The 15278-nt window shown below is 71.4% G+C and carries 11 protein-coding genes; 6 read left to right on the forward strand and 5 right to left on the reverse strand.

The annotated features are described in order from the left end of the window. Positions 1-372: 372 nt before the first annotated feature. Entirely contained in the window at positions 373-1662 is a 1290-nt protein-coding gene (locus tag AC07CM_RS08085) for a citrate synthase (protein WP_478875496.1), read from the reverse strand. Positions 1663-1902: 240 nt separating this feature from the next. Continuing rightward, positions 1903-4158: an SF1B family DNA helicase RecD2 gene (gene recD2 / locus AC07CM_RS08090; RefSeq protein ID WP_478875497.1), complete on the reverse strand. Its 2256-nt coding sequence runs from the start codon at positions 4156-4158 to the stop codon at positions 1903-1905. A gap of 236 nt (positions 4159-4394) precedes the next feature. Between recD2 and AC07CM_RS08095 the strand changes: the two genes are divergently transcribed. From AC07CM_RS08095 to rbsD, 5 genes are all read left to right on the forward strand, one after another. Further along, on the forward strand, positions 4395-5432 hold the full coding sequence (locus AC07CM_RS08095) for a LacI family DNA-binding transcriptional regulator (RefSeq protein WP_478875498.1): 1038 nt from the start codon (positions 4395-4397) through the stop codon (positions 5430-5432). Beyond that, entirely contained in the window at positions 5429-6949 is a 1521-nt protein-coding gene (locus tag AC07CM_RS08100) for a sugar ABC transporter ATP-binding protein (protein WP_478875499.1), read from the forward strand. Before AC07CM_RS08095 ends, AC07CM_RS08100 begins: the two co-directional genes overlap by 4 nt. Next, positions 6939-8888 (forward strand): ABC transporter permease/substrate-binding protein, encoded by a 1950-nt coding sequence (locus AC07CM_RS08105; RefSeq protein WP_478875500.1) that lies wholly within the window; start codon positions 6939-6941, stop codon positions 8886-8888. The genes AC07CM_RS08100 and AC07CM_RS08105 overlap by 11 nt, the downstream gene beginning before the upstream one ends. 78 nt (positions 8889-8966) lie before the next feature. Continuing rightward, positions 8967-9869, forward strand: coding sequence for a ribokinase (locus AC07CM_RS08110; protein ID WP_478875501.1), 903 nt, complete (start codon positions 8967-8969; stop codon positions 9867-9869). Further along, positions 9866-10255 (forward strand): D-ribose pyranase, encoded by a 390-nt coding sequence (rbsD, locus tag AC07CM_RS08115; protein ID WP_478875502.1) that lies wholly within the window; start codon positions 9866-9868, stop codon positions 10253-10255. The genes AC07CM_RS08110 and rbsD overlap by 4 nt, the downstream gene beginning before the upstream one ends. A gap of 276 nt (positions 10256-10531) precedes the next feature. Here the strand turns inward: rbsD and AC07CM_RS08120 are convergent, their stop codons facing one another. Genes AC07CM_RS08120 through AC07CM_RS08130 form a run of 3 tightly spaced genes read right to left on the reverse strand, consistent with a single transcriptional unit; the run spans position 10532 to position 13664 of the window. Then, on the reverse strand, positions 10532-11368 hold the full coding sequence (locus AC07CM_RS08120; protein ID WP_478875503.1) for a sugar phosphate isomerase/epimerase family protein: 837 nt from the start codon (positions 11366-11368) through the stop codon (positions 10532-10534). After that, entirely contained in the window at positions 11365-12516 is a 1152-nt protein-coding gene (locus AC07CM_RS08125) for a dihydrodipicolinate synthase family protein (RefSeq protein ID WP_478875504.1), read from the reverse strand. The genes AC07CM_RS08120 and AC07CM_RS08125 overlap by 4 nt, the downstream gene beginning before the upstream one ends. Beyond that, on the reverse strand, positions 12513-13664 hold the full coding sequence (locus AC07CM_RS08130) for a Gfo/Idh/MocA family protein (RefSeq protein WP_478875505.1): 1152 nt from the start codon (positions 13662-13664) through the stop codon (positions 12513-12515). The genes AC07CM_RS08125 and AC07CM_RS08130 overlap by 4 nt, the downstream gene beginning before the upstream one ends. A 292-nt stretch (positions 13665-13956) precedes the next feature. Here AC07CM_RS08130 and AC07CM_RS08135 point away from each other — a divergent pair, with 292 nt between their 5' ends. Then, positions 13957-15003, forward strand: a complete 1047-nt coding sequence (locus AC07CM_RS08135; protein WP_478875506.1) for a LacI family DNA-binding transcriptional regulator — start codon at positions 13957-13959, stop codon at positions 15001-15003. Positions 15004-15278 lie beyond the last annotated feature (275 nt).

The raw sequence follows: 15278 nt of genomic DNA on the forward strand, positions 1-15278 counted from the left end.
TGTCAGAACAGCGTCTTGGGGGGCGCTGACTGGCATCTGGGGATGTCTTGGGGGACTTCCTCAGAGATGCGTTGCCGGGGCACGCACACCGGGAAGCTTTGAGCGGCCCTCCCAGCGTGCGTTGTCCCGGCAGATCGCACCGCGTCACTGAAAGCACGACGGGTTCTGCTCGTTGTGCTCAGACAGCGAATTCAGGCGCTGTCCTCTCCGAGCGCCCGGCCGGATCCCGTGGGGGGAATCCGCACCGGGACATGGGAAGGCGCCCTGGTCGTCGGCCCGTGGGGGGACCGGCGTCCCAGGGCGCCTTCCGCTTTTGTCCGTCGTCACCGACACAGGGCCCGCCGCACCGGCAGGCCCTCGCGTTCAGTGCGTTCAGCGCTCCTCGACCGGCACGAAGTCGCGCTCGACGACACCCGTGTAGATCTGGCGCGGGCGGCCGATGCGGGAACCCGGCTCCTTGATCATCTCGGTCCACTGGGCGATCCAGCCCGGCAGGCGGCCGAGGGCGAACAGGACCGTGAACATCTCGGTCGGGAAGCCCATGGCCCGGTAGATCAGACCGGTGTAGAAGTCGACGTTCGGGTAGAGGCTGCGCGAGACGAAGTAGTCGTCGGAGAGCGCGTGCTCCTCCAGCTTGAGGGCGATGTCCAGCAGCTCGTCGGACTTGCCGAGGGCGGAGAGCACGTCGTGCGCGGCGGCCTTGATGATCTTGGCGCGCGGGTCGAAGTTCTTGTAGACCCGGTGGCCGAAGCCCATCAGGCGGACGCCGTCCTCCTTGTTCTTCACCTTGCGGATGAAGGAGTCGACGTCGCCACCGGTCTCCTGAATGCCCTCAAGCATCTCCAGGACGGACTGGTTGGCGCCGCCGTGCAGCGGGCCCCACAGGGCGGAGATGCCGGCCGAGATGGAGGCGAACATGTTCGCCTGCGAGGAGCCGACCAGGCGGACCGTGGAGGTCGAGCAGTTCTGCTCGTGGTCGGCGTGCAGGATCAGCAGCTTGTCGAGCGCGGAGACGACGACCGGGTCCAGCTCGTACTCGTCCGCCGGGACCGAGAACGTCATGCGCAGGAAGTTCTCGACGTAGCCGAGGTCGTTGCGCGGGTAGACGAACGGGTGGCCGATCGACTTCTTGTACGCGTACGCCGCGATCGTCGGAAGCTTGGCGAGCAGGCGGATGGTGGAGAGGTTGCGCTGCTTCTCGTCGAACGGGTTGTGGCTGTCCTGGTAGAAGGTGGACAGCGCGGAGACGACCGAGGACAGCATGGCCATCGGGTGGGCGTCGCGCGGGAAGCCCTTGTAGAAGTTCTTGACGTCCTCGTGCAGCAGGGTGTGCCGCGTGATGTCGTTCTTGAAGGTGGAGAGCTCGTCGACGGTCGGAAGCTCACCGTTGATCAGCAGGTACGCCACCTCGAGGAAGGTGGAGCGCTCGGCCAGCTGCTCGATGGGGTAGCCGCGGTACCGGAGGATGCCCGCCTCGCCGTCGAGGTAGGTGACGGCGGATTTATAGGCGGCCGTGTTGCCGTAACCGCTGTCCAGGGTCACCAGACCGGTCTGGGCGCGGAGCTTCCCGATGTCGAAGCCCGTGTCACCGACGGTGCTGTCGACCACCGGGTAGGTGTACTCGCCGTCGCCGTACCGCAGTACTACAGAGTTGTCGCTCACGTCTTCCCTCACCCGACGTAGTGCCTCATCTTCGAGGTGCCCTGACTGTCTCTACCATCCCCCATTTGGCTCAGGAGAGTGCACTCGGGGTCGACCATTGGGCCTATTGGCGGCACTCAGTGCCGCCAACCTGCTCATCCTGCCCCCTCGGACCGTCATCTGGAAGTGCTCTGTGACCTTTGCGACTCGTTTGATCGATCATTTTTTGTGATGCAGGTCGCCGCCCCTGGTCAGGACCGGTCAGGAACCGCCCAGCCTGAAGTCCAGTGCCGTGCAGCGCCGCCCCGCGGACACCGTGCGCACCGCCTGCCCGATCGCCTTGCGTGAACCGACGAGGACGACCAGCCGTTTCGCCCGTGTCACCGCCGTGTACAGCAGGTTCCGCTGGAGCATCATCCATGCTCCGGTGGTGACGGGGATCACCACCGCGGGATATTCACTTCCCTGCGAACGGTGGATGGTGACCGCGTACGCGTGGGCCAGTTCGTCCAGCTCGTCGAATTCGTACGGAACCTCCTCGTCCTCGTCCGTCAGCACCGTCAGGCGCTGGTCGACCGGGTCGAGCGAGGTGACCACGCCCACGGTGCCGTTGAAGACGCCGTTCTTCCCTTTCTCGTAATTGTTGCGGATCTGGGTGACCTTGTCGCCGACCCGGAAGACCCGGCCGCCGAACCGCTTCTCCGGCAGGTCGGGCCGGCCGGGCGTGACGGCCTGCTGCAGCAGGCCGTTGAGCGCGCCGGCACCGGCCGGACCGCGGTGCATGGGCGCCAGCACCTGCACGTCCCGGCGCGGGTCGAGGCCGAACCTGGCCGGAATGCGCCGGGCGGCCACGTCCACGGTGAGCCGGCCGGCCTCCTCGGTGTCGTCCTCCACGAAGAGGAAGAAGTCCTTCAGGCCGTCGGTGAGCGGATGCTGCCCGGCGTTGATGCGGTGCGCGTTGGTGACTACACCGGACTGCTGGGCCTGCCGGAAGACGCGGGTGAGCCGGACGGCCGGGATCGGGCCGCCGTCGGCGAGCAGATCCCGCAGCACCTCCCCCGCGCCGACGCTCGGCAGCTGGTCGACATCTCCGACGAAGAGCAGATGTGCCCCCGGTGGTACGGCCTTCACCAGCTTGTTGGCGAGCAGCAGGTCCAGCATGGAGGCCTCGTCCACGACCACCAGGTCGGCGTCCAGCGGGCGGTCCCGGTCGTAGGCCGCGTCACCGCCGGGCTTCAGCTCCAGCAGCCGGTGGACCGTGGAGGCCTCGGCACCGGTCAGTTCCGCGAGCCGCTTTGCGGCCCGGCCGGTGGGGGCGGCGAGCAGCACCTTGGCCTGCTTGGCGCGGGCCAGCTCCACGATCGAGCGGACCGTGAAGGACTTGCCGCAGCCGGGGCCGCCGGTGAGCACGGCGACCTTCTCGGTCAGCGCGAGCCGCACGGCGGCCTGCTGCTCGGGGGCGAGGTCGGCTCCCGTACGGCCCTTGAGCCAGCCGAGCGCCTTGTCCCAGCGCACGTCCCGGAAGTCCGGCATGCGGTCCTCGCCGGTCCGCAGCAGGCGCAGCAGCTGGGCGGAGAGGGAGAGTTCGGCGCGGTGGAAGGGCACCAGGTAGACGGCGGTGACGGGCTCGGAGTCGCCGTCGGGGCCGGGTACCCGCTCGCGTACGACCCCGGGTTCCTCGCCCTCCTCGCCCGGCTCGGCCAGTTCGGCGAGGCACTCGATGACCAGCCCGGTGTCGACCTGGAGCAGCTTGACGGCGTCGGCGATCAGCCGGTCCTCGGGCAGGAAGCAGTGCCCCTGGTCGGCGGACTGGGACAGCGCGTACTGCAGCCCTGCCTTGACCCTGTCCGGGCTGTCGTGCGGGATGCCGACGGACTGGGCGATCCTGTCGGCGGTGAGGAAGCCGATGCCCCAGACGTCGGAGGCCAGCCGGTAGGGCTGGTTCTTCACGACGGAGATGGACGCGTCGCCGTACTTCTTGTAGATCCGCACCGCGATGGACGTGGAGACCTCGACCGTCTGCAGGAAGAGCATGACCTCCTTGATCGCCTTCTGCTCCTCCCAGGCGTCGGCGATCTTCTTCGTCCGCTTCGGACCGAGGCCGGGGACCTCGATCAGCCGCTTCGGCTCCTCCTCGATGACCTTGAGCGTGTCCATGCCGAAGTGCTGGGTGATGCGGTCGGCGAAGACCGGGCCGATGCCCTTGACCAGGCCGGAGCCCAGATAGCGGCGGATGCCCTGGACGGTCGCGGGCAGGACGGTCGTGTAGTTCTCGACGTGGAACTGCTTGCCGTACTGCGGGTGCGACCCCCAGCGGCCCTCCATCCGCAGCGACTCCCCCACCTGCGCGCCGAGCAGCGCGCCGACCACCGTGAGGAGGTCTCCGCCCCCTCTGCCGGTGTCGACCCGGGCGACGGTGTAGCCGTTCTCCTCGTTGGCGTACGTGATGCGCTCCAGCACGCCTTCCAGCACGGCGAACCGCCGCTCACCCGTGGGAGTCCCCGCCTGTCCAGCCATGATCCGACGGTACCGGCGCCGACTGACAACCCGGGCGGGCTCCGGGGACGACCGATCCGGGTGAGGCAGGCCAGGGCCTTTCTCTCGAGCGGCCCCGGCCCTCCGCCGCGCCGCCCCCACCCCCGGTCACGATTGCGTTTCGGCCATCTCCTCCCCCTTGTCCTTCGTGCGTGTAATCGATTCCAATCCTCTCTACACGTCGATGTAAACGATTCCACGAGGAGGTGGAGCCGGCGATGGCGAGCATCAAGGACGTCGCCGCCGCGGCGGGTGTCTCGGTCGCCACGGTGTCGCGCGTCCTGAACGGGCATCCGTCGGTCAGCGCGGACGCACGCACGCGCGTGCTGGCCGCCGTCGAGGCGCTGGGCTACCGCCCGAACGCCGTCGCCCGTTCCCTGCGCACCGATCAGACCCGCACGCTCGGCCTGGTCATCAGTGACGTGCTCAACCCGTACTTCACGGAGCTGGCCCGGTCCGTCGAGGAGGAGGCCCGCGCGCTCGGCTACAGCGTGATCATCGGCAACGCCGACGAGCGGCCGGACCTCCAGGACCACCACGTACGGACCCTGCTGGACCGCCGCATCGACGGTCTCCTCGTCTCCCCCACCGACGGCGGCTCCCCGCTGATGCTGGACGCCGCGAGTGCGGGGACGCCGATGGTGTTCGTCGACCGGTGGATCCCGGGGGTCCAAGTGCCGGTGGTACGCGCCGACGGACGCCAGGCCGTGCGCGATCTCGTCGCGCATCTGCACGGGCTCGGGCACCGGCGGCTCGCGATCATCGCGGGACCGGCTGCCACCACGACCGGCAGCGAGCGCGTCGAGGTCTTCCGGGAGGCCCTGGCCGAGTACGGGATCCCCCTCCCGGACGCCTACACGGGCCAGGGCGACTTCCAGGCCGAGAGCGGGCGGCGGGTCACCGAGGGCTTCCTCGATCTGCCGGAGCCGCCCGAGGTCGTCTTCGCGGCCGACAACCTGATGGCACTCGGTGCCCTGGACGCGGTCCGCGCGCGGGGGCTGCGGGTCCCGGACGACATCGCGCTGGCCGCGTTCGACGACATCCCGTGGTTCGTGCACACGGATCCGCCGATCACCGCGATCGCCCAGCCCACGGGCGAGCTGGGCAGGGCCGCCGTACGGGCCCTGGTGGACCGCATCGAGGGACGGCCCCCCGCGTCCGTCACCTTCGCCGCCCGTCTCGTCGTACGCCGCTCGTGCGGCGAGCCGGCTCCCCAGGAGCCGTCCCCCTCCCCAGTGCAAAGGAGCACGTCGTGAGCGACCCGGACGAGTTGCTGCGCATCGAGGGCATACGGAAGGCCTTCCCCGGCGTGGTCGCGCTGGACGGCGTCGACTTCGACCTGCGCCGGGGCGAGGTGCATGTGCTGCTCGGTGAGAACGGCGCGGGCAAGAGCACGCTGATCAAGATGCTCTCCGGCGCGTACACGCCCGACGCCGGGCGGATCCTGGCCGGCGGCGAGGAGGTGCGCATCCACGGTGCGCAGGACTCCGAGCGCCTCGGGATCGCCACCATCTACCAGGAGTTCAACCTCGTCCCCGATCTGACGGTCGCGGAGAACATCTTCCTGGGCCGGCAGCCGCGCCGGTTCGGGATGATCGACCGCAGGCGGATGGAGGCCGAAGCGGAGGTCCTCCTCGCGCGCGTGGGCGTCGACGTCTCGCCCCGCGCGCGGGTGCGCGAACTCGGCATCGCACGCCTGCAGATGGTCGAGATCGCCAAGGCGCTCAGCCTGGACGCGCGCGTGCTCATCATGGACGAGCCGACCGCCGTGCTCACCTCGGACGAGGTCGAGAAGCTCTTCGCGATCGTGCGCTCGCTGCGCGAGGACGGTGTCGGCATCGTCTTCATCACCCACCACCTGGACGAGATCGCCGCCCTGGGCGACCGGGTCACCGTCATCCGGGACGGCAGGAGCGTCGGGCAGGGCCCCGCCGGCACGCCCGAGGAGGAGCTCGTACGGCTCATGGTGGGCCGCTCCATCGAGCAGCAGTACCCGCGCGAACGGGCCGAACGGGGCACGGCGTTGCTCACCGTCGAGGGACTCACCCGCGACGGCGTCTTCCGCGACGTGAGCTTCGAGGTGCGGGCCGGCGAGGTCGTCGGCATCGCGGGCCTCGTCGGGGCGGGCCGTACCGAGGTCGTCCGGGCCGTGTTCGGCGCGGACCCGTACGACAAGGGCGCGGTGAAGGTCTCCGGCACCGCGCTGAAGCGGCACGACGTGAACGCGGCCATGGCGGCCGGGATCGGGCTGGTGCCCGAGGACCGCAAGGGTCAGGGGCTGGTGCTCGACGCCTCCGTCGAGGAGAACCTGGGCCTGGTGACCATGCGGGCGGCGACCCGGGCCGGGCTGGTGGACCGCGCCGCGCAGCACGCGGCGGCCGAGCGGATCGCCGGGCAGCTGGGCGTGCGGATGGCCGGGCTCGGGCAGCACGTACGGACCCTGTCCGGCGGCAACCAGCAGAAGGTCGTCATCGGCAAGTGGCTGCTGGCCGACACCAGGGTGCTGATCCTCGACGAGCCGACGCGCGGCATCGACGTCGGCGCCAAGGTCGAGATCTACCAGCTGATCAACGAACTGACCGCCGCCGGAGCCGCCGTCCTGATGATCTCCAGCGACCTGCCCGAGGTGCTCGGCATGAGCGACCGGGTGCTGGTGATGGCCCAGGGCCGGATCGCGGGCGAACTCTCCGCGGACGAGGCCACGCAGGACGCGGTGATGTCCCTCGCCGTGAGCACCCCTACCACCGAACTGGAGACCACCCGTGGCCACTGACACGCTCAAGAGCACGACGGACGCGAGTGGCGCCCCGGGCGGCCTGCGCCGCATCCTCCTCGACAACGGCGCGCTGACCGCGCTGATCGTGCTGGTCGTCGCCCTGTCGGCGCTGTCCGGCGACTTCCTGACGACGGACAACCTGCTCAACGTCGGTGTCCAGGCGGCCGTGACGGCGATCCTGGCCTTCGGCGTGACCTTCGTGATCGTCTCCGCGGGCATCGACCTGTCGGTCGGCTCGGTGGCCGCGCTGTCGGCGACCGTGCTGGCCTGGAGCGCCACGAACCACGGCGTGCCGGTCGCGCTCGCGGTCGTCCTGGCCGTCGCCACCGGCATCGTGGCGGGCCTGGTCAGCGGCTTCCTGATCGCCTACGGCAAGCTGCCGCCGTTCATCGCCACGCTCGCCATGCTGTCGGTGGCGCGCGGCCTGTCCCTGGTGGTCTCCGGGGGCGTTCCCATCCCCTTCCCGGACTCGGTCTCCCACCTCGGTGACACCCTCGGCGACTGGCTGCCGGTGCCGGTGCTGGTGATGGTGGTGATGGGCCTGACAGCGGCTCTCGTGCTCGGGCGGACGTACATCGGCCGGTCCATGTACGCGATCGGCGGCAACGAGGAGGCGGCCCGGCTCTCGGGTCTGCGCGTGAAGCGGCAGAAGCTCGCGATCTACGCCCTGTCCGGTCTGTTCGCCGCCGCCGCGGGCATCGTGCTCGCCGCCCGGCTGTCCTCCGCGCAGCCGCAGGCCGCCGACGGCTACGAGCTGGACGCGATCGCCGCGGTCGTCATCGGCGGCGCCTCGCTGGCGGGCGGCACCGGCAAGGCGTCGGGCACGCTGGTCGGCGCGCTGATCCTGGCGGTGCTGCGCAACGGCCTCAACCTGCTCTCCGTGTCCGCGTTCTGGCAGCAGGTCGTGATCGGTGTCGTCATCGCGCTGGCGGTGCTGCTGGACACCGTGCGCCGCAAGGCAGGGGCGACCCCGGTGACCGCCGGGGGCGGGGGCGGCAGGGGCAGGCAGGCCGGAACCTACGCGCTCGCGGCGGTGGTCACCGTGGCGGTCGTCGGCGCGACCTCCTTCCTGCACGGCGGCTCCTCGTCCTCGACGACCCCGAGGATGGGCCTGTCGCTGTCCACCCTCAACAACCCTTTCTTCGTGCAGATCCGGTCCGGTGCCCAGGCCGAGGCGAAGCGGCTGGGCGTGGACCTGACCGTCACGGACGCGCAGAACGACGCCTCCCAGCAGGCCAACCAGTTGCAGAACTTCACCAGTTCGAACCTCGGTGCGATCATCGTCAACCCGGTGGACTCCGACGCGGCGAGCAACTCGGTGAAGGCCGCCGCCAAGGCGCGGATCCCGGTCATCGCCGTCGACCGGGGTGTCAACAAGGCCACGGTCGACGCCCTGGTGGCCTCCGACAACGTCGCCGGCGGTGAGCTGGCCGCGAAGACGATCGCCGAGAAGCTGGGCGGCAGGGGCCGGATCGTGATCCTGCAGGGCCAGGCGGGCACCTCCGCGGCCCGTGAGCGGGCGGAGGGCTTCGCCAAGGGGCTGAAGGCCTACCCGGGTATCCAGGTCCTGGCCCAGCAGCCCGCCGACTTCGACCGCACCAAGGGCCTCGACGTGATGTCGAACCTGCTCCAGGCCCACCCCGACGTCCAGGGCGTCATCGCGGCCAACGACGAGATGGCCCTCGGCGCGATCAAGGCCCTCGGCTCCAAGGCGGGCGGGTCGGTCCAGGTCGTCGGTTTCGACGGCACCCCGGATGGTCTGACCGCGGTCAAGGGCGGCACGCTGTACGCGTCGGTCGCGCAGCAGCCGAGCCAGTTGGGGAAGATCGCCGTGGACAACGCGCTCAGGGCGGTCCAGGGCAAGAAGGTGGAGTCGACCGTGAAGGTGCCGGTGAAGGTCGTCACGAAGGACAACGTGGCAGGCTTCAGCGGCTGACAACGGCGAACGGGCGGCCGGTCGTACACCTCGGTGACGGCCGTCCGCCCCGGGGCATCTCTCAGGGGAGTCAATTCCATGTACGACTACGACCTCCTGGTCGTGGGTTCGGCCAACGCCGACCTGGTGATCGGCGTCGAGCGGCGGCCGGCCGCCGGCGAGACGGTGCTCGGCGGCGACCTGGCCGTCCACCCGGGCGGCAAGGGCGCCAACCAGGCGGTCGCGGCCGCCCGGCTCGGGGCACGTACTGCGCTGCTGGCCCGGGTCGGCGACGACGCGAACGGCCGGCTGCTGCTGGACTCGCAGCACGCGGCCGGGGTGGACACGGTGGGCGTGCTGGTGGGCGGTGCGCCGACGGGCGTCGCGCTCATCACCGTCGACCCCTCGGGGGACAACAGCATCGTGGTGTCGCCCGGCGCCAATGCACGACTCACGCCCGGGGACGTCCGGGCCGGCGTCAGTCTCCTCCTCGCCTCACGGGTGGTGTCGGCGCAGCTGGAGATCCCGCTGGAGACGGTCGTCGAGGTCGTACGGAACCTTCCCCCGGAAGGCCGCTTCGTGCTCAATCCCTCTCCGCCGCGCCCTCTGCCCACGGAGGTGCTGGCCGCCTGCGACCCGCTGATCGTGAACGAGCACGAGGCCCGGGTGATCCTGGGCGACGCGTGTGTGAGCGAGGAGCCGGCGGACTGGGCGCGGCTGCTGCTGGCCAGGGGCCCGCGCTCGGTGGTGGTGACGCTGGGGGCGGAGGGAGCGCTGGTGTGCGACGACTCGGGCGTGACCTCGGTGCCCTCGCCGAAGGTGGAGGCGGTGGACACCACCGGCGCCGGTGACGCGTTCACGGCCGCCCTGGCGTGGCGGCTGGGGACGGGTTCCGCCCTGGCCGACGCGGCGGCCTACGCGGCCCGGGTCGGCGCGGCGGCTGTGACGAGACGGGGGGCGCAGGAGTCGTACCCGACGGCCGCGGAGGTCGAGGCCCGGTGAAGAAGGCGGGCATCCTCAACCGTCGGCTGTCCGGTGCCCTGGCCGCGCTGGGCCACGGCCACGGAGTGCTGGTGTGCGACGCGGGCATGCCGATACCGGACGGGCCACGCGTGGTCGACCTGGCCTTCCGCGCCGGGGTCCCGTCCTTCGCCGAGGTCCTGGACGGGCTGCTGGCCGAACTGGTGGTGGAGGGAGCCACGGCGGCCGAGGAGGTGCGGGACGCCAACCCGGAGGCGGCCGGGCTGCTGACGGAGCGCTTCCCCGGCCTGGCGCACGTACCGCACGAGCGGCTGAAGGAGCTGTCCGCGGGGGCGCGGCTGGTGGTGCGGACCGGGGAGGCACGGCCGTACGCCAATGTGCTGCTGCGGTGCGGGGTGTTCTTCTAGGGCCCCGACCCGGCCGGAGGTCTCGAACCCGGTCCGGACGTTTCGAGGGGGCGTGCCCGGTCCGTCGACCTGGCACGCCCCCTCGGCTTTCCCCTCCCCGTCAGAACCCCGTGATCCCCCCCGGGTCCCCCCGGAAGTCCTGACGCACCGTACGACCGGCGGACCGGAGAAAGGGTTGTACGTGATCCGGGATTTTTTCTTCGGGCTTCCCGGCGGTCCTGGTCCCGGGGCGGCCGGGCCGTCTCCTCCCGCGCGGCGAGCGGCCGTCGGCCGGTGTCAGCCGCCGGCGTGCGTCCGGAACCGCTCCGCGGTCTCCGCCAGCACCTCCCGCCCGTCCCTCGCCCACAGCCCCTCGTTGAACAGCTCGACCTCGATCGGCCCGGTGTAGCCGGCCGCCTCCACGTACCCCTTCCACTCCCGCATGTCGATCGAGCCGTCGCCGAGCTGGCCACGGCCGTTGAGGACGCCCTCGGGCAGCGGTGTGGTCCAGTCGGCGAGCTGGAAGGTGTGGATGCGGCCGGCCGCGCCCGCGCGGGCGATCTGGGCGGGCGCCTGGTCGTCCCACCAGATGTGGTACGTGTCCACGGTCACGCCCACCTGGTGCGCGGGGAAGCGCTCGGCGAGGTCTAGGGCCTGGGCGAGGGTGGAGACCACGCAGCGGTCGGACGCGTACATCGGGTGCAGGGGTTCGACGGCCAGGCGTACGCCGTACTCCTCGGCGTACGGCCCCAGTTCCCCGAGCGCGTCCGCGATGCGCTCGCGGGCCGCCCGCAGGTCCCGGGAGCCGGGCGGGAGGCCGCCCGAGACCAGGACCAGGACCCGCGTGCCGAGGGTCGCCGCCTCCTCGATCGCGCGGCGGTTGTCGGCCAGAGCGGCCGCACGCGCTCCGGGGTCGGTCGCCGTGAGGAAGCCGCCGCGGCACAGGGTGGTCACCGTCAGGCCCGCGTCGCGGACCAGCTCGGCGGCCGCCCCGACGCCGTACGCCTGGACCGGCTCGCGCCACAGGCCCACCCCGGGCACGCCCAACCGCACGCAGGCTTCGACCAGTTCGGGCAGCGACAGCTGCTTCACCGTCATCTGGTTGATGGAGAAGCGTGCGAGATCCGTGCTCATTGGTTCACCCCGTACAGCGACAACAGGTTCTTCATGCGCTCCTCGGCCGGCTTGGGGTCGGGGAACAGGCCCAGCCCGTCCGCGAGTTCGTAGGCGCGGGCGAAGTGGGGGAGGGAGCGGGCCGACTGCAGGCCGCCGACCATCGTGAAGTGGGTCTGGTGGCCCGCGAGCCAGGCCAGGAAGACAACTCCCGTCTTGTAGAAACGGGTCGGGGCCCGGAACAGGTGGCGGGAGAGTTCGACCGTGGGGTCGAGCAGGGCACGGAAGCCCTCCGTGTCGCCGGTGTCCAGCACCCGTACCGCCTCCGCCGCCAGCGGGCCCAGCGGGTCGAAGATGCCGAGCAGGGCGTCGCTGAACCCCTTCTCGTCGCCGGCGATCAGCTCGGGGTAGTTGAAGTCGTCCCCCGTGTAGCAGCGGACCCCGCGGGGGAGCCGGCGGCGCAGGTCGATCTCGCGCCGGGCGTCCAGCAGGGAGACCTTGATGCCGTCGACCTTGTCGGGGTGGGCCGAGATCACCTCGAGGAACGTCTCCGTCGCCACGTCGAGGTCGGACGACCCCCAGTAGCCCTCCAGCGTCGGGTCGAACATCGGGCCGAGCCAGTGCAGGATCACCGGCTCGGCGGCCTGGCCCAGGAGACGGCCGTAGGTCTCCAGATAGTCGTCGGGTCCCGACGCCGCCGCGGCCAGGGCCCGGGAGGCCATGAGGATGGCCTGGGCGCCCGCCTCCTCCACGACCGCGAGCTGCTCCTCGTAGGCCGCGCGGATCTCGGCGAGGGTGCCGCCGGTGATCTGGTCGGTGCCGACACCGCAGGCGATACGGCCGCCCACGCTCCGGGCCTCCGCGGCCGAGCGCCGGATCAGCTCGGCCGCGCCCGCCCAGTCGAGGCCCATGCCGCGCTGGGCGGTGTCCATCGCCTCGGCGACGCCGAGCCCGTGGGACCACAGGTGGCGGCGGAAGGCGAGGGTGGCGTCCCAGTCGACGGCGGCCGGCGAGTCGGGGGTGGTGTCCGCGAGCGGGTCGGCCACGACGTGGGCCGCCGAGAAGACCGTACGCGAGGTGAAGGGGGTGCCGGGGGTGAGGGCCAGTGGTTCGGTGCGCGGCTCGTACGTCCGCAGGCCGCCTTCGGTGTCCGGGAGTCGGATGGTCACAGCGCGATCTCCGGCACGTCGATGCGGCGGCCCTCCGCCGAGGACCTCAGCCCCAGCTCGGCGAGCTGGACGCCACGCGCGCCGGCCAGCAGGTCCCATTGGTACGGGGCGTCGGCGTAGACGTGCTTGAGGAACAGCTCCCACTGGGCCTTGAAGCCGTTGTCGAACTCGGCGTTGTCCGGGACCTCCTGCCACTGGTCGCGGAAGACCTCGTTGGCGGGGACGTCCGGGTTCCAGACGGGCTTGGGGGTGGCGGAGCGGTGCTGGGCGCGGCACCTGCGCAGGCCCGCGACCGCGGAGCCCTCGGTGCCGTCGACCTGGAACTCGACCAGTTCGTCGCGGTTGACGCGGACGGTCCAGGAGGAGTTGATCTGGGCGATGGCGCCGCCCTCCAGCTCGAAGACGCCGTAGGCGGCGTCGTCGGCGGTGGCGTCGTAGGGCTTGCCGTGCTCGTCCCAGCGCTGCGGGATGTGGGTGGTGGCCAGGGCCTGGACGGAGGTCACCCGGCCGAACAGCTCGTGGAGCACGTATTCCCAGTGCGGGAACATGTCGACGACGATGCCGCCGCCGTCCTCGGCGCGGTAGTTCCACGAGGGGCGCTGGGCGGGCTGCCAGTCGCCCTCGAAGACCCAGTAGCCGAACTCGCCCCGGACGGACAGGATCCGGCCGAAGAAGCCGCCGTCGATCAGCCGCTTCAGCTTCAGCAGGCCGGGCAGGAAGATCTTGTCCTGGACGACACCGTGCCTGACGCCCTTCTCGTGGGCGAGCCGGGCGAGTTCGAGGGCGCCCCGCAGGTCCGTGGCCGTGGGCTTCTCGGTGTAGACGTGCTTGCCGGCCGCGATCGCCTTCCTGATCGACTCCTCGCGGGCCGAGGTGACCTGGGAGTCGAAGTAGATGTCGACGTCCGGGTCGGCGAGCACGGCGTCGACGTCGGTGGAGACGTGCTCCAGGCCGTGCCGGTCGGCGATCTCCCGGAGGGCGTGCTCGCGGCGGCCGAGCAGGATCGGCTCCGGCCACAGCACGGTGCCGTCGCCGAGGTCGAGGCCGCCCTGTTCGCGCAGGGCGAGGATCGACCGGACGAGGTGCTGGCGGTAGCCCATGCGCCCGGTCGCGCCGTTCATGGCGATACGCACCGTCTTGCGTGTCACGTCAGTCCCCTTCGTGGGCGCCGTGCGCCCCGATCAGCATCGGCGTCGTCATGAGCGGCGGCCAACGCAGCAAGCGCTTTCTATCCGATGAGAAGCTAGCCTCTGAACGCTGGTCCGTACAAGACCGTGTCCTCTTCGAGTTGTTCGAGGGGGCGAACATCCCGGGTGGTTGGCCTTATGGTCTGCTCGACGCCGCACGGAACCGTGACCGTGCCCGGCCTGTCTACGAGGACGTACGAGGACCCACGCGCGACCAGACGCGCGATCGGATGCGCGACCGGAGGACGACGAGATGACGGTGACCCTGGCGGATGTGGCGGCCCGCGCACAGGTCTCCCCCGCGACGGTGTCGCGCGTGCTGAACGGCAACTACCCGGTGGCCGCCTCGACGCGCGAGCGCGTGCTGCGGGCGGTGGACGAGCTCGACTACGTCCTCAACGGCCCGGCCAGCGCGCTGGCCGCGGCCACCTCCGACCTCGTCGGCATCCTCGTCAACGACATCGCGGACCCGTTCTTCGGGATCATGGCGAGCGCGATCCAGGCCGAGATCGGAGGGCCGGGCGGCCGGGCCGGCGGCGAACGCCTCGCCGTCGTCTGCAACACCGGCGGGTCGCCGGAGCGCGAGCTGACGTATCTCACCCTCCTGCAGCGGCAGCGGGCCGCGGCCGTGGTGCTGACCGGCGGGGCCGTGGAGGACGCGCCGCACGCGGCGGCGGTGGCGGCGAAGCTGCGGAAGCTGGCGGAGGCGGGCACGCGGGTGGTGCTGTGCGGGCGGCCGCCGGCGGCGGACACCGAGGCGATCGCGCTGACCTTCGACAACCGCGGCGGCGCCCGCGCGCTGACGGACCACCTCATCGGCCTCGGCCACCGCCGGCTCGGCTACATCGCGGGCCCACAGGAGCGCACCACCACCCGGCACCGCCTCGAGGGCCACCGCGCGGCGCTGGAGGCGGCCGGCATCGAGGAGGACCCGCGATGGACGGTGTACGGCCGCTACGACCGCCGGTCCGGCTACGAGGCCACGCTGGAGCTGCTGCGCCGTGACCCGTCCCTGACGGCGATCGTGGCCGCGAACGACTCCGTCGCGCTGGGCGCGTGTGCCGCGCTGCGCGATTCCGGCCGGCGCATCCCCGAGGACGTCTCGGTGGCGGGCTTCGACGACCTGCCCTTCAGCATCGACGCGGTGCCGTCCCTGACGACGGTGCGCCTGCCCCTGTCCGATGCGGGCGCCCGCGCGGGCCGCATAGCGATGGGCCGCGAGGAGCCGCCGCCCGGGGGGATCGCGTCGGTACGGGGAGAGCTGATGGTGCGGGGGTCGACGGGGGTGCCGCGGGGCTGAGGGCGGGGGGTCGCCGAGCGTGAATCTCCGAACCCTCCAGGGCCCCCACACCCTGCCCCTCCTGCGGAGCCGCAGCGCGGTGGCACGGCGTGCAAGTGCTGCCGGACGACGACTCGCTGCGCCGGGACACCCTGCCGGGCGGCGCTCGACCGGCGTGCCGTGGGACTGAAGGCGGAGGCCGCCGAGCGTGAATCTCCGAACCCTCCAGGGCCCCCACACCCTGCCCCTCCTGCGGAGCCGCAGCGCGGTGGCACGGCGTGCAAGTGCTGCCGGAC

Source organism: Streptomyces sp. NPDC044061 (assembly GCF_056434305.1).

What these genes read in the sequence shown, in the direction of transcription:
- recD2 (WP_478875497.1), bottom strand. Translation starts at nt 4,158, where the DNA reads ATGGCTGGACAGGCGGGGACTCCCACGGGTGAGCGGCGGTTCGCCGTG.
- AC07CM_RS08095 (WP_478875498.1), top strand. Translation starts at nt 4,395, where the DNA reads ATGGCGAGCATCAAGGACGTCGCCGCCGCGGCGGGTGTCTCGGTCGCC.
- AC07CM_RS08110 (WP_478875501.1), top strand. Translation starts at nt 8,967, where the DNA reads ATGTACGACTACGACCTCCTGGTCGTGGGTTCGGCCAACGCCGACCTG.
- AC07CM_RS08120 (WP_478875503.1), bottom strand. Translation starts at nt 11,368, where the DNA reads ATGAGCACGGATCTCGCACGCTTCTCCATCAACCAGATGACGGTGAAG.
- AC07CM_RS08135 (WP_478875506.1), top strand. Translation starts at nt 13,957, where the DNA reads ATGACGGTGACCCTGGCGGATGTGGCGGCCCGCGCACAGGTCTCCCCC.